The organism is Alienimonas californiensis, from assembly GCF_007743815.1.
GTDB lineage: Bacteria > Planctomycetota > Planctomycetia > Planctomycetales > Planctomycetaceae > Alienimonas > Alienimonas californiensis.
In genome coordinates this window covers 2,703,016-2,723,125 of sequence record NZ_CP036265.1, presented here as the reverse complement: position 1 = coordinate 2,723,125, position 20,110 = coordinate 2,703,016, and the positions used below count along the sequence as shown (strand labels likewise).

Sequence of the window (20,110 nt, the reverse complement as noted above, 5' to 3'; positions counted from 1 at the left end):
CGGCGTTACACCCAAAATTGCAGATACCAGTCCATCGCCGCCCCGATCGGCGGGACGGCCTCGCACAGGACCATCAGCGGCAAATACAGCCGCACGAGAAACGAGTTCGCGCCGGAGTGGACGCCGTAATAGATCGGATAATAGAGCGGCCCCGCGGCGAGCACGTACAACGCCAGCACGACCGCCAGATACGCCGGCAGCCACTTCCAGAAGTGACTCCAATCGAATTGATGCTGCGGACGCACGGGGGACGGCTCGGCGGAGGACGAACGAGAGTCTACCCCGAGAGCCGCCGGAGTTCCGCACGAATCAAGGCCGCGGCGTCCGCGGCGGCGGTCGATCCCGGCGCCGGGCGCCGCGGCGGCGGGGCCGTCAGCCACGGATGCAGCGCCTTGGCGAGGCTCTCCGCCAAGCGCCCGTCGTCCGTGACGACGCGACAGCGGTCTGAACGCTCCGCCAAACGTCGGGCGTTCGCCGTTTGATGATCGTCCGGCGCCCGCGGGTGGGGGACGACGACGATCGGCGCGCCCAGCGCCTCCGCCTCCGCCAGCGTGACGGCCCCGCCACGAACGATCGCCAGCGTCGCCGCGGCCAACCGGGAGGCGGCGTTGGGGAAGAACGGGGCGACCTCCGCCGTCACGCCCGCGGCCCCGTACGCCGCGGCGATCGTCGCCGCGTCCGTGCCGCACTGGTGCCGCACGGTCCAGCCCCGCAGTTCCTCCCGCAGCGCCGCGGCGGCGGCCGGCACGGCGGCGTCCAGCGACGCCGCCCCCTGGCTCCCGCCCAGAATCAGCAGCGAACGCCGCTCCTCCGCCGGTAGCGAAGCGGGCAATCGCACCGGCACGTCTGAAACGATGGCCTCGGCGAGCGATCGCAGCGCCCGCGTCGCCCGGCCGGGGACGGCGTTCACCTCCAACAACACGACCGCCGCGCCCGCCGACTTCGCCCCCAGGACGCCGGGCACGCTGGCGTAGCCGCCGGTGCCGACGGCGACCGCGGGCCGGCCGCTTGCGGCGTCGCGGGCCGCACGAAAGGTGCCCGCGAAACCGCGCGCGGCGGGCAAGGAGGTGACTGTCCGCCGCAGCGATCCGAGGGGGAACGCCCGGTGCGGGAAGGGCTCGGCGGCCATCATCCGCCGTTCCACCGGGCGGTCGCCGGTGAGGAACAGGATCTCCGGCGGGGCGTCGCCACGCTGGAGTTCGTCCGCGACGGCGAGGCCGGGGGTGAGGTGCCCGCCGCTGCCGCCGCCGCAGAACAGGACCAGCGGGAGTTGGCGGTGAGTCATGGGGAGTCACCTGACTCTTTAGCTTGGAGTCTGTGAGAGTCCCCAGGGCGTCCGAGGGCAAGGACGAGGCCGATCGCGGCGCAGGTCACCACCAGACTGCTCCCCCCGCGGGAGAGGAACGGGTGCGGGATGCCGGTCGGCGGGAGCAGGCCGCAGACCACGCCGGCGTTCAACAGCGCCTGTCCGACGAGTTGGACGACCAGCGCCCCGGCCGCGGCCCGCCGCACCGGCGGGGCGAAGCGGATCGCCCGCAGGCCGAACCAGGCCAGCAGGATCCACAGCAACAGCACCCCGCCGGCGCCGACGAGGCCCAGTTCCTCCCCGACGGCGGCGAGGGCGAAGTCGTCGTCGGCCTCGGGCAGGAAGCTCAGTTTCTGCCAGCCGCGGCCCAGCCCGCAGCCCCACACGCCGCCCGATCCCAGCGCCACGGCCCCCTGCCGAACCTGATACGGGGCGGCGGCGGGGTCGGCGAGAGCTTCGACGAACGCCGTGACCCGGTTCCACTGGTACGGTCGCAGCCAAAAAGTCCCCGCGGCGGCGGGGACGGCCGCACAGAGGCCCGCCGCGAACGGCCACGCCGGCCAGCCCCGCAGCCAGACGGCCGCCGTCGCCCCCAGCAGCACGGTGATCGCCGTGGAGAGGTCCGGCTCCGCCGCGATCAGCCCCGCGCACAACACGGCCGGCCACAGGCCAAACGCTCTTCGTAACGAACCAAGCCCGAACCGGCCGGTCAGCAGGCGTCGGGGGGGCACGGGGCGGAAGGCGATCGCCAGCGGCACGCACAGCTTGGCGAGTTCCGCCGGCTGCACGCTCACCCCCGCGGCCCGTAGCCAGCGCCGGGCCCCGCCGCTTTTCACCCCCACCCCGGGGATCAGCACGACGACCAGCAGCAGGACGGTCGCCGCCAGCAGCCAGGGGGTCAGCCGGCGAATCCACCGCGGCGGCGTGCAGGCGCAAGCGATCCCCGCCGCAACGGCGACGGCCATCAAAATGCAGCACTTCGCCAGCACGCGGGCCGGGTCCGGCTCGGCCATCGCGGTCGAGTGGGCGACCGTCAGCCCCACCCCGGCCAGCACCGCCGCGACGCAGAGAAAGGCGCGGCGATCGTCGCCGGCGGGACGGTCCGGAGCCCCGACCGTCAGGAAGGGGCCGTTTTCACGGATCCAAAGCGCCTGCGAACCGGTCTGTCGATCGGCCGTCGATGAACGGCCCCTCCCTGACGGTCGGGGCTCATCGGGCACTTCGTCCGCCGTCATCGCAGGTTCAGACTGGCGAACGCCGCCGCGGCGCAGACTGCCGAGCCGATCCAGAACCGCACCACGATGCGGCCCTCGGCGTGTCCGCGGAAGACGAAGTGGTTGTGCAGCGGACTGCACGCGATCGGTTTGAAGCCCCACAGCCGGTAGCAGCCGACCTGCCCGATCACGGAGACCGCCTCCGCCACGAAGGCCCCGGCGACGAGGATCAGCAACAGTTCCTGCCGCACCGCCGCGGCCCCGAAGGCCAGCAGCCCGCCGAACGACAGGGCGCCGGTGTCCCCCATGAACACCTCCGCCGGGTGCGTATTGAACCAGAGAAAGCCAAGCATCCCGCCGGTCGCGGCGCTCAGCAGCACGGCCAGTTCGCCCCCGCCGCGGACGTGCGGCACGGCCAGATGCTCCGCCCAAACGGCGTGCCCGGCGAGGTAGCACAGCCCCGTCACCGCGGCACCGGAGACCACCGCACAGCCGGCTGCGAGCCCGTCGAGACCGTCGGTCAGGTTCACCGCGTTCGACCCGGCCGTCGTCACCAAAGCGATCCAGGGCACGAACAGCAGCCCGGTAGGAATGGAGAGTCCGCCCAGCGGCAGCACGATCGCCGTCGTCGCCCCGGCCTCCTGGAGGGCAATCTGAAGCACCACCGCCGCGAGGGCCGCGAGGCCGAACTGCACCGCGAATTTTTCCTTCGCCCTCAGCCCGCGGCGAGCGGTGCGGAGCTTCACCCAGTCGTCTGCGGCGCCCAGCGCCGCGAAGGAGCCGACCACCAACAGCCCCGCCTGCACGAAGCGGTTCGAGAGGTCGCCCCAGACCGCCCCGCCCAGCAGGGTCGCGGCGACGGTGAACAGGCCGCCCATCGTCGGGGTGCCTGTTTTATTGGCGTGGAGGGCATCCAGCGTGCCGCTGGCGCTCTTTACCTCTTCCCGGAACCGGGCCCGCAGCCAGGCGATCGCCTTGGGGCCGAGCAGCAGGGCCAGGCAGAACGCCGTCACCCCGGCGGCGACGGTGCGGCCGGCGAGGAAGACCCGACTGTCCCCGGAGACCAGCGCGTCGGCGGAGTCCAGCAGCGGGCCGAACGCCTGGAGCAGAAAGACGATCATCGGCCGGCCGCGGGCGCGTCGGGGGGCGGAAGGGTGAGGAAGCGGAACCCTGAATGAAAAACACCCCCGCCGGCGTTTCCGCCGGCGGGGGCGCCGTGACCGGCCGGGGGGACCCGCGTCCCCCCGGCCGATCGAATCCGTCGTCTTCGTCGAGCGGCGTGTCGGAGTGATCGACCCATCAAATCACATATTCCTTCACGCCCTCAGGCGCTCCCGACCGAACCCGCCCCCGCTCCGCCGTCTTTAAAACGACGAGTCGAAAGCCAATCCAATCGACGGACGCGTCTCCCCGCAGAGCCGCGAATCCGGGCGACGACGACGGACCTCCTGACGGTTGTTCGAGCAATGGGTGAGGCGATTCGGCCGTTGCGGGCGAAGCGAATCGCGGCGGGCCGGGGGTGTCGTCCAAAACCCCGATCGGGGGAAACCCCGGTTTGTGCGATTTCGCCGCGTCGCGCCCGAAACGTCTCAAGCCCTACCCCGTTCCAGCCGCTCCGCGAGCGCGGCGACGACCCGTTCCAGCCGATCCGACCGGCAGCCCTTCGCCAGCACGACGTCCCCCGCCCGCACCTCGTTCAATACAGCCTCCGCCGCGGCGCCGGCCGTCGCGAACTGCAAACCGATCGGCGGGAGCAGCCCCGCCGCTATTGCCACGCAGGCGCCGGTCTCGCCGACGAACACCGCCCGATCCAGCCCCGCCGCGGCGATCCGGCGGCCGAGTTCCGCGTGCAGCCGGTCGGCCTCCTCGCCGAGTTCCTTCATCCCCCCGCAGACCAGCCAACGGCGTCCCGGCGGTTCGACCGGCCAGCGGGCTAGCAGATCGACGGCCGCGAAGAAGCCCTCCGGCGGGGCGTTGTAGGTGTCGTCGATCAACGTGACGCCGCCGACCGTCGTCACCGTCCCCCGCCCCGGCGGCGGCTGGAAGCCGGCGAAGCCGTCCCGGATCGACTCCGGAGTGAGCCCCAGCGCCTCTCCCGCCGCGACCGCACAGGCCGCCAATGAGACGAGGTGCGGGGCGAACCCGGGCAGCCGGAACGACGTTTCACCCCGCTGGAACCGCAGGAATCCGGGCGGGGCCGGGAGCGGTTCGAGCCGCACGTCGCACCCCGGGCCGGTCCCGGCGAACAGGACGGGCCGGCCGGCCTCGGCGGCGAGGGAGCGGGCGCCGGGGTCGTCGCCGTTGACGACGGCGGAGCCGTCGGCTTGGAGGGTCGCGAACAGTTCCGCCTTCGCCGCCCGCAGCGCCGCCGGACCGCCGAACGTGCCGACGTGGGCCGTACCGACGCCCGTCAGCACGGCGACCGTCGGCCGCGCCCAGCCGCCCAACTCCGTCAGATCGCTGGGCCGGGAGGCGCCCAGTTCCACCACCGCCCACCGGTGTGACGGGCCAAGTTCGCACAACGTCAGCGGCACGCCGAGGGCGTTATTAAAATTCGCCCGGCTGCGGACGCCCGGCCCCAGTGCGTGCAGCGTCGCGGCGATCAGCTCCCGGGTCGTCGTTTTGCCGTGCGACCCGCCCACGGCGACCACCGGCCCGGCGAACCGCCGCCGGTTCCACGCCCCCAACCGGGCCAGCGCCGCGGCGGGGTCCGGCACGACGAACGCCGGCCCCACGCTCACCTCCCGGGCGACGACTGCCGCAACGGCCCCCCGCTCCAGCGCCGCCGCGACGTGCGCGTGCCCGTCGGTGCGTTCCCCCGGCAGGGCGAAGAACAGATCGCCGGGGCGGACGGCGCGGGAGTCGATCGCGGCTCCGGTGATCAGCACGTCACCCATCACGCAGAGGCCCTGCGGGGCCTCTGCGTTACCCAGTAGGTCTGGAAGCTGTTTGAGGGTCAGCGGGAACACGGTGAGTCGCCCCCGTAGCCCAGTGCCGCCAGTTCCTCCCGGCAGACGGTGCGGTCGTCGAAGGGGTGGAAGACGCCGGCGATCTCCTGCGTCGTCTCGTGTCCCTTGCCGCAGACGAGCACCCAGTCGCCCGGCGCCGCGGCGGCGAGGGTCGCGGCGATCGCGGCCCGGCGGTTCTCGATCGTCTCGAACCGGGTCGGCGGGCAGCCGGCGGCGAGGTCGCGGAGAATCGCGTGCGGGTCCTCGGAGCGCGGGTTGTCCGAGGTGAAGACCACCCGATCGGCGAGACCCGCGGCGGCGCCCATCTCCGCCCGTTTGCCGCGGTCCCGGTCGCCACCGGCACCGACGAGGAGGTGCAGTCGGCCCTCGCACAGCGGGCGGACGGCGTCGATCACCGCTCGCAGGCCGTCGGGGGTGTGGGCGTAGTCGACCAGCACGCGAAACGGCTGGCCGCAGTCAATCGGTTCCAGTCGGCCGGGAACCGGGGCGACGTTGGCAAGGCCGGCGGCGACGGCTTCGTCGCTGAAACTCTCAGCGGCAATGGCCGCCGCGGCGGCGTTCAGCACGTTGAACCGGCCGAGCAGCGGGATCGCCAACCGGGCCGGCGCTTGGCCATGCCGTCGCTTCAAGGTGAACGTCGAACCGTCCGACCGACAGTTCACCGCGGTAATGACTGAGTCGGCATTGGGACTGAATCCGTAGCCCTCCGTCCAAAGCTCGCGTCTCGCCGACAATCGGCCGCAGACGAGAGCGGCATCCTCACCCAGAACGATTTGATTCGGGCCGACGAGCAAATCCGCGATCTTCGCCTTCGCCTCCGCGACCGCCTCCAAACTGCCGTGGTAGTCCAGGTGGTCCCGTGTCACGTTCGTCACCACCGCCGCCGACAGCCGCAGCCCGGCGGCCCGGTCCTGGTCGAGGGCGTGCGACGACAGTTCCACCGACGCGGCCTCGCAGCCGTGCGCAACGCAGCGGGCCAGCCAGGCGTGCAGGTCTTCGCAGGCGGGGGTCGTGAGCTTGGAGGGGCGAATCTCGCGGCCGTCGTCGGTCTCGATCGTGCCGCAGAGGCCGGCGATCCGCGTCTTGCCTTCCAGCCGCATTGCCTCTCGAAAAATGCTCCGCAGGAGCCAGCAGACGGTCGACTTGCCGTTCGTCCCCGTCACCCCGGCGACGAACAGCCGCTCGCTCGGCCGGCCGTGCAGCACATGGCAGACCTCGCCCCAGGCCGGCCGAGCCCGTTTCTTCAGCACGGCGACGGGAAGCGGGCACTCCGGCAGCGGTTCGTCGGTCAGAACGACGGCGGCACCGCAGTCGACGGCCTCCTCCCAGAACCACGCCCCGTGCAGTTCCGTCCCCGGCAGGGCGGCGAACAGAGCGCCGGGAGTCACCCGGCCGCTGAACGCCGTCGCGGCGGTGAACGGCACCTCGCCCGCTTCGCCCAGGTCGTCCCGGTTCAGAATCTCCCGCAACGTGGACGACGCGGCGGGGTGGCGATCAGGCGGCGGCGGCGAATCATGGGGGGACATTCACACTGAAGGTATGCCGATGCCCGCCGCTTCCACCACGAACGGGACCGTCTATGACGCGATCCTGCTGACCTCCTTCGGCGGGCCGGAGGGGCCGGAGGACGTGATCCCGTTCCTCGAGAACGTGCTCCGTGGCAAGCCGGTGCCGCGGGAACGGTTGCTCGAAGTGGCCGAACACTACCAATCCTTCGGCGGCGTCTCGCCGATCAACCAGCAGTGTCGGGACCTGATCGCGGCGCTCGAACCGGCCCTGAAGCAGGCCGGCGTCGATCTGCCGGTCTACTGGGGGAACCGCAATTGGGAGCCGATGCTGCCGGACACGCTGAAGCAGATGGCCGCCGACGGGGTGAACCGGGCGCTGGCGCTGGTGACCAGTTCCTACAGCAGCTACTCCGGCTGTCGGCAGTACCGCGAGGACCTCTGCCACGCCCGGGAGGCTGTGGGGGATGAGGCGCCGGCAATCGACAAGGTGCGGGTCTGGTACAACCACCCGGACTGGATCGCGGTGAACGCCGAACGGGTGCGGGACGCGCTGGACGATCTGCCTGCGGACGTGCGGGAGCACGCGCACGTGGCCTTCACGGCCCATTCGATCCCGAACTCGATGGCCGACACCAGCGACTACGCCCGCCAACTGCACGAAACCTGCCGGCTGGTCGCCGAGGCGCTGGAGATCCCCCAGGACCGCTGGGCGCTGGTGTACCAATCCCGCAGCGGACGGCCCGGCGATCCGTGGTTGGAGCCGGACGTCTGCGACCACCTGGAGGCCGTCGCCGCCGCGGGGGTGCGGGCGGCGGTCGTGGCGCCGATCGGGTTCGTCTCGGACCACATGGAGGTGCTGTTCGACCTCGACGAAGAGGCCCGGGCCAGGGCGGAGGAGTTGGGTCTGGCGTACCGCCGAGCCGGCACCGCGGGGACGCACCCGCGGTTCGTCTCGATGCTGGTCGAACTGATCCGCGAGCGGCTGGGCGAGGTCCCGCAGAAGCGGGCCGTCGGCGAGTTCCGCCCCAATCACGACGTGTGCCCCAAGAACTGCTGCCCGAACCCGTACCGCCCCTCGCCGGTGTGAGCCGTCACGCCGAGGCCCCGCGGGGCCTCGGCGTGACGGCAAGGGCGACGTTTGGGCCGCCGACTTGAATCGAACCTAGATTTTCCGGCTGTGGGGAGCCGATGGAGAAAGTTGCGGGGAACCGGGGTTTCGTCCTTCAGAAGCGTCGGGTAAACCCCCTGCATCGTCCCCGCACCCCGGCAAGGAGGCCGGCCGCGATGTCTTCGCAACTCTCTATCCATCGCCCCGACGCCGTGCAGATTCGGTGGTTGATCCGCCGCGATATGCCGGCCGTGCTGGACATCGAAGCGGCCAGCTTCGAGTTCGCCTGGACGGAGGAAGACTTCATCTGCTGCCTGCGGCAGCGCAACTGCATCGGCATGGTGGCCGAGATCGCCGGCGAGGTCGTCGGCTACATGATCTACGAGCTGCAGAAGAGCCGCCTGCGAATCCTGAACTTCGCGGTCGCCCCGCAGAGCCGTCGGCGGGGCGTGGGCCAGCAGATGGTCCGCCGCCTGGTGGACAAGCTCTCCCAGCAGCGCCGCACGGAGATCGTGCTGGAGGTCCGGGAGACGAACCTGCCGGCCCAGCTGTTCTTCAAGGGGGAGGGCTTCCGGGCCTTCCGCGTCGTCCGCGACCGCTACGACGACACCACCGAAGACGCCTACGCGATGCACTTCGCCCTCTCCAACACCCCCGCCGCCTACCAGCCGGCGAACCGCATCAGCACCTACCTGATGCCCGAGGCCGACGCGGCCTGACGCCGCTTCGCCCCGGTCCGGCATGGACTGACCCGGTCCGGAGACGGATTCGCCCCGCCGATTTACGCTTGCGGTTTCGCGGCGCCCGATCACCCTCGGACGCCGCGAAACCGCAAGCGTTCTTTCCATGGGGAGAACGTGGCGATCCGTAACGCTCTCGACGCCCCCCGATGTCCGCCCCGACCGCCCCGCCGATCCGTCTGCGGGGCGTCCGCGTGCGCGCCCTGCGGATCGACGCCCTGGACCTGCCCCGCGGCGGGCTGACGGTCGTCGCCGGGGTGAGCGGTTCCGGCAAGAGCACCCTGCTCCGCGACGTGCTGCACGCGGAGGGTCAGCGGCGGTACGTCGCGGCGCTGTCGGCCTCCGCCCGCAGACTGCTGGAACGTCGCGAGCGCCCGGACGCCGACGAGATTTCCGGCGTCCCCCCGGCGATTCTCGTCGACCCCGACCAGCCCCCCGGCCGGGGGGAGACGCTCGCCGATCGGGCGGGCCTCGGCGACGTGCTGCGCACCGCGTTCGCCGCCCTGGCGACGCCCCACGACCCGACCACCGGCGCCCCGCTGGCCGTCACGCGGGCGGACCTCGCAGCGGCGGATCTGATCGCGGCCCGTCCAAACGCCCGCGGCCAGATTGCCTTCCCCGCGGACGCCGCCCTCTCCGCGGACGCCTACCGCGGAGCCGGCTTCAACCGCTACCTCGCCGACGCCGCCACCGGTCGGTTGGAGGACGCGGAGACGCTGCCGAGCGGGGCTGAGATCATCGTCGACCGGGTAAAACTTTCCGCGGACGCGGCGGATCGGATCGGCGAGAGTCTCGCCGCCGCCCTGCGGTTCGGCGGCGGCCGGGCGACGGTGTGGCTCGAAACCGAGGAAGGCCCCCGCACGATCGACGGCAAACGCTGGGCGCCGCACGTCGTCCGCGACCGCCCCGTGCTGGACGACGGGACCGTGCTGCCGCCCGCGACGCCGCGGCTGTTCTCCCCCTCCTTCGACAGGAAGGATGTCGCGCGCCGGGCCTATCGGGTGGACGGCCAAACGTGGGATCGCTGGGTCGAACGGTCGGCGGCGGACCTGCGAACCGAGCTGCCGGCGGACGGTCCGCCGGCGGTCGCTGCCCTCGCCGCGGCGCTGGAGCGGCTGGCGAACTGGGGGCTGGCGGACCGCCCGCTGGGCGAACCCGCGGCGGCGCTGAGCCGGGCCGACGATCGCCGGGCGGCGCTCGCCGCGGCGGCGGACCCGGGGGTGCGGGGATTGCTGGTGTTGCTCGACGCCCCCCTCGCCGGGTTGGAGGAGGCGGACGGGGAGCGGTTCCTCGCCCTCTGCCGCTCGTTGACCGACGGGGGGAACACGGTGGTCGCGGCCGGGTCGGAGTCGACGCTCTGCCGGGCCGCGGCCCTGTTGGTGGAACTGGGCCCCGGCGCCGGGCCGGAGGGCGGCCGCGTGCTGTTCGCCGGGCCGCCGGGGGAGATCGGAACCGTGGACGGCTCGCTCCTCGCTCCCTACCTGCGAGCGGACCCGCCGCCGGTTCCCTCCCGCCCCGCCCCGTCGACGACGCTGCCGGACGCGGACCGCACGCCGTTCGTCCCGCGGGGGCTGACGCTGCTGGTCGGCCCGGACGCCGACCGGCGGCTGCACGCCCTCGCCGACGCCGCGACCGCCGCGACGGCGGACGGCCGCTTCGGCGCCTTCGGCGCCGTGCTGTTCGGCCCGCGGGCGCCGCTCACGAACAGCCCCCGCAGCACGGTGGCGACCTTCCTGGGCTTTTTCGGCGAGATCCGCGACCTGTTCGCCTCGACTCCGGAGGCGAAGCTCCGCGGGTTCGGCCCGGGGCACTTCTCGCTGGCGGGGGCCTCGCCGGGCCGCTGTCCGCTGTGCGAGGGGACGGGAACCGTGACCACGCCGATGCAGTTCCTGCCGGACCTCACGGCGACCTGCCCGGAGTGCGGCGGGGACCGCTTCAAGCCGGAAATCCTGGCGATCCGCGTGCGGGGGCTGTCGATCGCGGGCACGCTGAACCTGACCGCGGCCGAGGCCGTGCCGTTCTTCCGCGGTCGCCCCAAGCCCCGCGCCCGGGCGGCGGCGGTGCGGGACGTGGGGCTGGGGCACGTGACGATCGGCCGGGCGGCGAAGACCCTGAGCGACGGCGAAGGCCAACGCCTGCGGTTGGCGAAGACGCTCGCCGCCCGCACCGCCGCGGCGACGCTGATCCTGCTCGAAGCCCCCGCCGCCGGCCTGCACCCCGCCGACGCGGAGCGCCTGGGCGGCGTGTTCGAGCGACTGACGGAAAACGGCCACGCCGTGATCGCCAGCGGTTCGCACCCCCGCCTGCGGGCCGCCGCGGACGCCGAGGTTCGCGTCGGCTGACGCCGCTCCCGGGCCGGGAAATCAAGCTTCGAACGCCCGGCGGAAATCGAGTTCCGACTGCGGAATGGGCCGCAGCACCCGCGAGACGACCGACCCCACGCCCTGCCGGTCGAACGCCCGGCCCTTCGCCTCCCGCAGGGACTCCAAACGGGCCTTGATCGCCCCGTCGTACTCCCGCAGGAACGCGGCGCCGACGGCCTTGCGACCGCGTCCGAACGGCCGGGGATCGTCCATCAGACGCAGGACTTCCTGCACGTGGGCCTGCATCTCCGGCTCCGCCGCCGCGGCGGCCTCCGGGCTGTCCAGGTCGTCCACGAGGGCGGTCAGCGCGGCGTATTCATCGCTCAGGGCGGAGTAGAGTCGATCGTGCGGATCGCCCAACGGCCCCATCCCCAGCGTGGCGAGAAGCGCGAGAACCCCCACGATCCCCGCGGTCAGCAGCCCCGCGGCCCAGCCGGGCATCTCTTTCAGCTTGAAACGGTCCGTCCACTTTTTGGGCGTCTCGACTTTCGGAATGTCCAGATCGGTCTCCGGCCGTCCCTCGAACTCGATCATCCCGCAGCATTTCCGGCATTTAAAGACCCGATTCTCCTGGGCCTTCTCGATGAGGTACGCTTTGCGGCAGTGGGGGCAACGGAATGCGGCGGGCATCGCAGTCTCATTGGCGGCGGACGAGCGGGCGTGTTGTATGAACCGCCGTGGAAGCCCCGCGGAAGTTTGTGCGAAGCGTCGGTGAAATCCGCGCCGCGGCCGCCCCGGCGGCGGGACCGCTCGACGCGGCGCCGGACCGCCGCGGGAGGCGCCCCGCCGGATTCGCGGGTTGTGCGGGAAAGGGCGTGGAGACGGCCGGCGCGGGCGGATCGGAACGGGTCTTCCGGCTCGCCCGACGAATGCCGGCCCCCGGCCGACGCGCCGGCCGATACGATGGCCGTCCGTCCACCCGTGCAGCAACCGCCCGCCCCGTGTCCCAACTCTCCCCCGACGCCGGCGCCGCCCCCTCCACCCCGGCCGACGGCGCCCCGCCGCCGTTCGCCCACCTGCACTGCCACACGCATTACAGCCTGCTGGACGGGATGACCAAGATCCCGGACCTCGTCCGCCAGACGAAGGCGTCCGGCATGAACGCCGCGGCGATCACGGACCACGGCAACCTCTACGGGGCGATGGAGTTCTATCACGCCTGCCGGGCGGAGGACGTGAATCCGATCCTCGGCATCGAGGCCTATATGGCCCCCCGCAGCCGCACGGAACGCGGCGGGAAGATGAAGGAATCGAACTTTCACCTCACGCTGCTGGCCCAGAACCTCACGGGGTTCCGCAATTTGGTCAAGATGAGCAGCGTGGCCTACACCGAGGGCTTCTATTACAAGCCCCGGATGGATAAGGAACTGCTCGCGGCCCACAGCGAGGGGCTGATCGTCTTGAGCGGGTGCGTCTCCGGGGAGCTGTCCCGCCACCTGCTCAACGAGCAGAAAGAGGAGGCCGAGAAGTTGTGCCAGTGGTACACGGAGGTATTCGGCGACCGCTTTTATATGGAGATCCAGGACAGCGGCATCCAGATCCAGAAAGACGCCGGCGAGGCGACGATCGACCTCGCCAATCGCATGGGCCTGCCGCTGGTCGCCACCAACGACAGTCACTATCTCTGCGGCGAGGACGCCGTCGCCCACGATATTTTATTGTGCGTCAACACCCGCAGCCAACGGACCGACGCCAAGCGGATGCGGCTGGGTTCGCAGGACTTCTTCGTGAAGTCCCCGGAGGAGATGTACAAGGTCTTCCCGAACCAGCAGGAGGCCGTCCGCCGCAGTCAGGAGATCGCCGACCGCTGCGATATTCAGCTGGAGGAGAACCCGAAGTACTACCCCGTCTTCAAGCCGCCCCGCCAGCTGACGGATACGGAATACCTGCGGGAGATCTGCGAAAACGCGATGGAGGAGCGTTACGGCGACGAGGCCACGCAGGCCCACCGGGACCGGCTGGACCTGGAGTTGGGCGTGATCGAATACATGGGGTATTCGAGCTACTTCCTGATCGTGTGGGACTTCGTCGAATTCGCCAAGAAACACGATATCCCCTGCGTGGCCCGCGGTTCGGCGGCGGGGGCGATCGTGGCGTTCCTACTGGGCCTGTCGGACGTCTGCCCGCTCAAATACGACCTGCTGTTCGAGCGGTTCCTCGATAAAAGCCGGAAGGAGCCGCCGGATATCGATATCGACTTCTGCCGGGACCGCCGGCAGATGGTCATTGATTATACGAAGGAGAAATACGGCGAGGACAGCGTCGCCCAGATCGGCACGTTCGGCACGCTGAAGGCCAAGGCGGTCGTGCGGGACGTCGGCCGGGCGCTGGGCGTGCCGCTGGCCCGCGTCAACGAGATCGCCAAGGCGGTGCCGGACACCCTCGGCATTAAGCTCGCCGACGCCGTCAAGCAGAGCCCGGAGCTGTCGGACGCCTACAACAACGATCCTCAGATCAAGGAGTTGATCGACATCGCCTACCGGCTGGAGGGTCTGGCCCGCAGCGCCGGCACCCACGCGGCGGGCGTCGTGGTGGCGGATCAGCCGCTCCAGGATCTCTTGCCGCTCCAGGTCATCACCGGCAAGGAGGACGTCATCACCCAGTGGGACGGCCCCACGGTGGAGGCGGCGGGGCTGCTCAAGATGGACTTCCTGGGGCTACGAAACCTCACAATTCTTGACAAGTCCATCAAGAACGTGCTGGCCCGGCACCCGGACTTCGATCTCAAGGTCCTGCACGACGTCGACACGCCGGACCCGGCCACCTATCGCCTGCTGCAGCGCGGCGAGACGAAGGGCGTGTTCCAGCTGGAGTCCGGCGGCATGCGGGACCTGCTGACGAAGATGCGGCCCGACAAGTTCGCGGACATCATCGCCACCAGCGCCCTCTATCGCCCCGGTCCGCTGGAGGGCGGCATGGTGATGGACTACGTCGACATCAAAAACGGCCGCAAGCAGGTCGCAAAGATTCACCCCCTGGTGGACCCCGTCCTGGCGGACACCTACGGGATCATGGTCTACCAGGAACAGGTCATGCGGATCCTGAACCGGGTCGGCGGCATCGAGCTGGCCAGCGCCTACAAGTGCATTAAGGCCATTTCGAAGAAGAAGCTGGCGATCATCGCCCAGTTCCGGCAGCAGTATATCGACGGGGCGAAAGAACGCGGCGTCGACGAGTCCGTTGCGGTCAATCTGTTCGAACTGATCGAAAAGTTCGCCGGCTACGGCTTCAACAAGAGTCACAGCACCGCCTACGGCCTGATCGCCTATCAGACGGCCTATCTGAAGGCACATTACCCCGTCGAATTCATGGCGGCCCTGCTCTCCTGCGGGATGGAGAGCAGCGACCGCATTATGGAGCACGTCGAGGACGCCCGCCGGCAGGGCATCGAGGTCCTCCCCCCGGACGTGAACCGCAGCGACGTCGAGTTCAGCGTCGTCACGAACGAGGACGGCCAGGACGGCATCACCTTCGGGCTGGGGGCCGTGAAGGGCCTCGGCCTGTCCGCGATGGAGGCGCTGGTTCGGGAGCGGGAGGCGAACGGCCCCTATAAAGACATCTTCGACGTCACGGAGCGGATCGACCCGGGCCATCTGAACCGCTCCGCGACGGAGATTCTCATTCGCTGCGGGGCGCTGGATTCGCTCGGGCCGACGCGGGCGCAGCACAGCGCCGTGGTGGACCGGGCGGTGCAGGCCGCGGCGAACAAGGCCCGCGACGCCGCCGCCGGGCAGGCCAGCCTGTTCGGCGGGGACGACGACGAGGAGGACGCCCCGGAGGTCGCCGCCAGCTTCCCGGACCTGCCGGACTGGACCCGGGCCGTGAAGCTCGCCCATGAAAAAGAGGTATTCGGCTTCTATCTGACCAGCCACCCGCTGACGGAGGCCGGCGACGCGATCACCAAGTTCGCCACCGCCACGACGCTGGAACTCGGCGAGGCCCAGGACGGCGACGAGGTGACCGTCGGCGGGATGGTCGGGGCGATTAAAAAAGCCCGCACTAAAAAGCCGTCCCGCAACGGCAACACCGACTACGTCATGTTCGACTTTGAAGATCCGGAGGGCTGCGTGCGGTGCATCATGTGGCCGGAGGAGTTCGCCCGGCAGGGGGATCTCGTGAAGGCGGAGGCCGTGCTGTACGTCAAAGGGAAGGTCGACCGCCGCGGGCGGGAGCCGAACCTGATCGTCAACCGCCTGATGACGGCGGACGACGCCATCAAGGAGCACACCCGGCAACTCGCCGTGAAGTTCCAGAAGGGCCTGCACGCGGACGCGGAAATGGCCCGCGTGCGGGAGATCCTCGGCCGTTATCCCGGCGAAACGGACGTCGTCGTCCTGATCGACACCGGCTCCGCGGAGGACCTGACCGGCGACGGCGCGAACGGGGACGGGGCGAACGGCGAAACCCCCGGGGTGCGGACGCGGTATCGTCTCTCCACGCCCGGGCACCTGCGGGTCTCCTGCGGGCCGGGTCTGCGGCGGGAACTGGCCGAGGTGCTGGGCGAGCAACACCTGCTCTTCTGGTCGCCGCCGGTGCGACGTAAAACCGCCTCTCCGAGTCTGAACTGAACCGACGGATCGCCCCGATGCCCCGCTCCCGCCGTTGCGCCGTGCGCGAGTCGTTCGCCGTCCGGACGCTCTGCTCGTTCCCGGCCTGCGTCGCCGTCACGTCGTTCGCGGCGCTGCTGGCGGGGTGCGGGGCGAAGGAGGAGCCGCCCGCCCCGGTCGAAAGCGGCTCCGCCGTCGGCGCCGCGACCGGCCGGCCGGTGCGGATCGCCGCGGCGGGCGATGCGGTGAAACTGCGGGCGTCCGGTCTGCGGCGCAGCGAGACCGACGGCAATGCGGGGCGGGGGACTGTCGACGGAGTCGAAGAGGAGGCGCCCACGCTGATTGATCGCCTGCCCGGCACCTACACCCGCGAGAGCTATGGCCTGCGCACGTTGACCGTCCACGCGGACGGCACCGCGACGATGACCGTCGACGTCGATCCGTTCTATCAGTTCCTCGCGGGGGCCAAGCGGATCACGGTGCAGATCGACTGGACCCTCACCGGCGACCGGAACGCCGAGAAGCCCGGCGTGCACTTCGAAAGCGTCTCCGGCACGCCGAAGGAGGCTTTCGAGTCGATGAGCAAGCTGTTCGGCAGCGAACGGGACTGGGTGGTGCAGTCCGCCGACGAGGCTCTCGTCCTCTACAACCCCAAGGACGACGAAACGGAAATCTGGACCCGCACGGGCGGCGGGTCGAACGGCGCCGCCGATTCGGGCGGCGCCGGCTGACCAGCTTCCCCTGGACGCGGCGAACCGGCAGCGCCGGGGGGTGAAGCCGAGGCCCGGCGGCGGTACCCTCCGCGGGCCCTGAGCCACGCCGCCCCCGCTGATATGCGCACCTACGAATCGTTCGCCGACGCCGCCCTCGCCGGGGAGCTGCTCTCCCGGGAGGAGGCCAAGGCCGTGCTGACGGCGCCGGACGCCGACCTGCTCGCCCTGATGCACGCCGCCTTCAAGGTGCGGCGGGCCAGCTTCGGCACGACGGTGCAGCTGTACTACCTGAAGAACGCCAAGAGCGGCCTCTGCCCGGAGGACTGCCGGTACTGCTCGCAGGGCCGCGACAGCAGCGCCGCGATCGACAAGTACCCGATGCTCTCCGCCGACCGGCTGCTCGCCGGCGCCGCGGACGCCGCCGCGGCGGGGGCGAAGACCTACTGCATCGTCGCCAGCGGCCGGGGGCCGTCGAACCGGGAGGTCCAGCACGTCGCCGACGTGGCCGCCCGCATCAAGCAGGAGCACGGCCTGCACATCTGCGCCTGCCTGGGTCTGCTCAAAGAGGGTCAGGCCGAGGTGCTGAAGGCCGGCGGCGTGGACCGGATCAACCACAATCTGAACACCGGCCGCGGCAATCACGACGAGGTCGTCACCACCCACACCTACGACGACCGCCTCGCCACGCTCAAGAAGGCCCGTCAGGCCGGGCTGGAACTGTGCAGCGGGCTGATCGTGGGGATGGGCGAGTCGAGCGACGACCTGATCGACGCCGCCCTCGAACTGCGGGAGCTTCGGGCCGAGAGCGTGCCGATCAACTTCCTGCACGCGATCGACGGCACGATGTTCGAGAAGCGGCGGGAACTGGACCCGCGCTACTGCCTGAAGGTGCTGGCCCTGTACCGCTTCCTGCTGCCGACCGCCGAACTGCGGGTGGCGGGCGGGCGGGAAGTGAACCTCCGCAGCCTGCAACCGCTGGCCCTGTACGCGGCGAACAGCCTGTTCGTCTCCGACTACCTCACCACCGCCGGCCAGCCGGCCAGCGAGGATCACCGGATGATCGAGGACCTCGGCTTCGAGGTCGTGCTGTCCGGCGTGGAGAGCGACGTCGGCCGCTCCGACGGGGCGGCGGAGCCCGCCGAGGCGAACGTCTCGCGGTCGGATCAGGAAACCGGTGCGGTCGGCGTGCGGGAATCGGCCGGCGCGGCGGTCGCCGCCGCTTGCGGGGCTTGAGTCGGCCGGCCTATCGTCCGGGGAGAATCCGCGGCGCATCGCGGGTTTCCCCCCAGCCCAACCCCGAGCCGTCGTGCTCTCGCATCGCTTCGCCGACGTCGCCGCCGGCTCCGTTCGCAACGCCGATCTGCCCCGCCCCGCGGACCGCGGGGCGGAGGTCGGGCCGACCGTCGCCAAGGCCCGCGACGCCCTGCTCGCCCTCCAGCAGGAGGACGGCCACTGGTGCGGGGAGTTGGAGGGCGACAGCATCCTTCAGAGCGAATACCTCTGCCTGCTCGCCTGGCTGGGCCGCGAGCGCACCGACGACGCCCGCGCCGTCGCCCGGCATCTGATCAGTCAGCAGGAACCCGGCGGCTGGTGGGGGCAGTACCCCGGCGGGCCGATCGACGTCTCCGCCACCGTCAAAGCCGTGCTGGCCCTGCGGGCGGTGTATCGGCAGGACGCGGGGCCCGGCGCCGGGGCCGAGGCGGGGGATCGCGGTCCGGCCGATCTGGACGAGCGGCTGGCGAAGGCGAAGCGGGCCACGCTGGCCGCCGGCGGGGCGGAGCGGGTGAACAGCTTCACCCGGTACTACCTCGCCCTGCTGGGGCAGATCGCCTACCGGCAGTGCCCCGCGGTGCCGCCGGAGGTGATGCTGGCCCCGCGGTGGAGCCCGCTGAACCTCACGGAGATGAGCGCCTGGAGCCGCACGATCGTCGTGCCGCTCTCGCTGCTCTGGGCCTACCAGCCCTGCCGCGACCTGCCGGCGGCGGGGGTCAGCGTGGGGGACCTGTTCGTCAACGGGGCGGAGAACCTGCCGCTCCGCATGCCCCGCTGCGAAGCGGTGGACCGGGAGGTGGGAGCGTCGAAGTTCGACTGGCACACCTTCTTCTACCGACTGGACCGCACCTACAAGGCCGCGGACGCCGCCCGGCTCCGCCCGCTGCGGCGGATCGCGGTGAAGAAGGCGGAGCGCTGGATCCTCGACCGCCTCGTCGGCAGCGACGGGCTGGGAGCGATCTTCCCGCCGATCGTCTGGACGATCGTCGGCCTGAAGTGCCTGGGTTACGCCGAGGACTCGCCGGAGATCGCCGGGCAGCTCGACGAGTTGGACCGCCTCAAACTGACCGAGGCGAACGACGCCGGGGAGGCCGTCACCCGGCTCCAGCCCTGCAAGAGCCCGGTGTGGGACACGGCGATCGCCGCGATCGCCCTGCGGGAAAGCGGTTTGCCGCCGCATCACCCCACCATTCGCCGGGCGGCGGACTGGCTGCTGGAGCGGGAGATTCGCACCCCGGGCGACTACTCCCTCGCCCGGCCGAAGCTGAAGCCCTCCGGCTGGTGCTTCGAGTACCGCAATCGCTTCTACCCGGACACCGACGACACCTGCATGGTGTTGATGGCCCTGGCCCGCTGCCTGCCGGCCGGCAGCGGCACGGACTGGACGGCGGACATCGGCTTCAGCGAGGACCCTGAAGCCGCCGACGACGACCGCACGGTGCTCGCCGCCCGCGACGTGGACCCGCGGACGGCGCTGGGCGACGTCGCCGCCGCCGCCCCGCTGACCGCGGCGATCCGCCGGGGGGTGAACTGGCTGATCGGCATGCAGAACCGCGACGGCGGCTGGGGGGCCTTCGACGTGGACAATACCCGCGAGTTGTATTGCCGGGTGCCCTTCGCCGATCACAACGCGATGATCGACCCCAGCACGGCGGACCTCACGGCCCGGATGCTGGAGCTGTTCGGTCTGCTGGGCATGCCCGCGGACCAGCCGTTCATGAAGCGGGCGATCGCCTACGTGAACGACGCCCAGGAGGCCGACGGCAGCTGGTACGGCCGCTGGGGCGTGAACTACTTCTACGGCACTTGGCAGGGCCTGATGGGGCTGGCGGCGTTGGGCGTGCGCTCCGAGGACGCCCGCGTCCGCCGGGCGGTGCGGTGGCTCAAGAGCGTGCAACAACCCTCCGGCGGCTTCGGCGAGAGCCCCGCCACCTACGACGACCCGAACCTGAGGGGGCAGGGCGAGCCGACCGCCAGCCAGACGGCATGGGCCCTGATGGGTCTGGTCGCCGCCGGCGACGCCCGCACCCCCGCCGCCCGCCGCGCCGCCGCCTGGCTGCGGGACAAGCAGAACCTCGACGGGACCTGGACCGAACCGCAGTTCACCGGCACCGGCTTCCCCAGCGTCTTCTACCTGAAGTACCACCTCTATAGCCTGTACTTCCCCCTGATGGCCCTCGCCCGCTACGAGCGGGCCGTGCGATAGGCGCAGCCGGGCGGCCCTCCGTTTTCGCGTCGCGGAGCGCCGGGGGGAGGGTGCAAAACGGTCGTATCCGCCCCGGAGGGCGCCGACGGACGCGGGAGGCGTGTTGAGGCGGTGATTTAGAATTCCACGCACCGATTGCGGCGACGATCCCGAAATGCGGACGG

14 protein-coding genes are annotated in these 20,110 nt (G+C 71.0%); 7 read left to right on the top strand and 7 right to left on the bottom strand.

Annotated elements, in window-relative coordinates; translation table 11 throughout:
• Window positions 1-5 precede the first annotated feature (5 nt).
• From CA12_RS10770 to CA12_RS10745, 6 genes are all read right to left on the bottom strand, one after another.
• On the bottom strand, window positions 6-245 hold the full coding sequence (locus CA12_RS10770; protein WP_145358953.1) for a hypothetical protein: 240 nt from the start codon (window positions 243-245) through the stop codon (window positions 6-8).
• Window positions 246-277: 32 nt separating this feature from the next.
• The gene (locus tag CA12_RS10765) at window positions 278-1,285 is read right to left on the bottom strand and encodes a UDP-N-acetylglucosamine--N-acetylmuramyl-(pentapeptide) pyrophosphoryl-undecaprenol N-acetylglucosamine transferase (protein WP_145358952.1); all 1,008 of its coding nucleotides are present in this window, start codon (window positions 1,283-1,285) and stop codon (window positions 278-280) included.
• Window positions 1,282-2,361: an FtsW/RodA/SpoVE family cell cycle protein gene (locus tag CA12_RS10760; protein ID WP_165700684.1), complete on the bottom strand. Its 1,080-nt coding sequence runs from the start codon at window positions 2,359-2,361 to the stop codon at window positions 1,282-1,284. Before CA12_RS10760 ends, CA12_RS10765 begins: the two co-directional genes overlap by 4 nt.
• A gap of 176 nt (window positions 2,362-2,537) precedes the next feature.
• Entirely contained in the window at window positions 2,538-3,641 is a 1,104-nt protein-coding gene (gene mraY, locus CA12_RS10755) for a phospho-N-acetylmuramoyl-pentapeptide-transferase (protein WP_145358950.1), read from the bottom strand.
• A 468-nt stretch (window positions 3,642-4,109) separates the two neighbouring features.
• Window positions 4,110-5,489, bottom strand: a complete 1,380-nt coding sequence (locus CA12_RS10750) for a UDP-N-acetylmuramoyl-tripeptide--D-alanyl-D-alanine ligase (RefSeq protein ID WP_145358949.1) — start codon at window positions 5,487-5,489, stop codon at window positions 4,110-4,112.
• A complete protein-coding gene (locus CA12_RS10745; RefSeq protein WP_145358948.1) occupies window positions 5,477-7,015 on the bottom strand; it encodes a UDP-N-acetylmuramoyl-L-alanyl-D-glutamate--2,6-diaminopimelate ligase in 1,539 nt (512 codons plus the stop codon). Before CA12_RS10745 ends, CA12_RS10750 begins: the two co-directional genes overlap by 13 nt.
• Window positions 7,016-7,034: 19 nt before the next feature.
• On the opposite strand from CA12_RS10745, the gene CA12_RS10740 reads away from it, so the two are divergent.
• The 3 genes from CA12_RS10740 (at window position 7,035) to CA12_RS10730 (ending at window position 11,187) form a co-directional block, all read left to right on the top strand.
• The gene (locus tag CA12_RS10740) at window positions 7,035-8,084 is read left to right on the top strand and encodes a ferrochelatase (RefSeq protein WP_145358947.1); all 1,050 of its coding nucleotides are present in this window, start codon (window positions 7,035-7,037) and stop codon (window positions 8,082-8,084) included.
• A 197-nt stretch (window positions 8,085-8,281) separates the two neighbouring features.
• Window positions 8,282-8,824 (top strand): ribosomal protein S18-alanine N-acetyltransferase, encoded by a 543-nt coding sequence (gene rimI / locus CA12_RS10735; RefSeq protein ID WP_145358946.1) that lies wholly within the window; start codon window positions 8,282-8,284, stop codon window positions 8,822-8,824.
• Between the two features lie 170 nt (window positions 8,825-8,994).
• Complete coding sequence (locus tag CA12_RS10730; protein ID WP_145358945.1) at window positions 8,995-11,187, top strand: excinuclease ABC subunit UvrA; 2,193 nt, start codon at window positions 8,995-8,997, stop codon at window positions 11,185-11,187.
• Between the two features lie 21 nt (window positions 11,188-11,208).
• Here the strand turns inward: CA12_RS10730 and CA12_RS10725 are convergent, their stop codons facing one another.
• Window positions 11,209-11,838, bottom strand: a complete 630-nt coding sequence (locus CA12_RS10725; protein ID WP_145358944.1) for a transposase — start codon at window positions 11,836-11,838, stop codon at window positions 11,209-11,211.
• Between the two features lie 311 nt (window positions 11,839-12,149).
• Here CA12_RS10725 and dnaE point away from each other — a divergent pair, with 311 nt between their 5' ends.
• The 4 genes from dnaE (at window position 12,150) to CA12_RS10705 (ending at window position 19,946) form a co-directional block, all read left to right on the top strand.
• Window positions 12,150-15,776, top strand: coding sequence for a DNA polymerase III subunit alpha (dnaE, locus tag CA12_RS10720; protein ID WP_242688202.1), 3,627 nt, complete (start codon window positions 12,150-12,152; stop codon window positions 15,774-15,776).
• Window positions 15,777-15,793: 17 nt separating this feature from the next.
• Window positions 15,794-16,486 carry a hypothetical protein gene (locus CA12_RS10715; RefSeq protein ID WP_145358942.1) on the top strand — a complete coding sequence of 231 codons (693 nt, stop codon included), beginning with the start codon at window positions 15,794-15,796 and terminating at the stop codon, window positions 16,484-16,486.
• 102 nt (window positions 16,487-16,588) lie between these two features.
• On the top strand, window positions 16,589-17,701 hold the full coding sequence (gene bioB / locus CA12_RS10710) for a biotin synthase BioB (protein ID WP_145358941.1): 1,113 nt from the start codon (window positions 16,589-16,591) through the stop codon (window positions 17,699-17,701).
• 73 nt (window positions 17,702-17,774) lie between these two features.
• Window positions 17,775-19,946 carry a terpene cyclase/mutase family protein gene (locus CA12_RS10705; RefSeq protein ID WP_165700683.1) on the top strand — a complete coding sequence of 724 codons (2,172 nt, stop codon included), beginning with the start codon at window positions 17,775-17,777 and terminating at the stop codon, window positions 19,944-19,946.
• The last annotated feature ends 164 nt before the right edge of the window (window positions 19,947-20,110 follow it).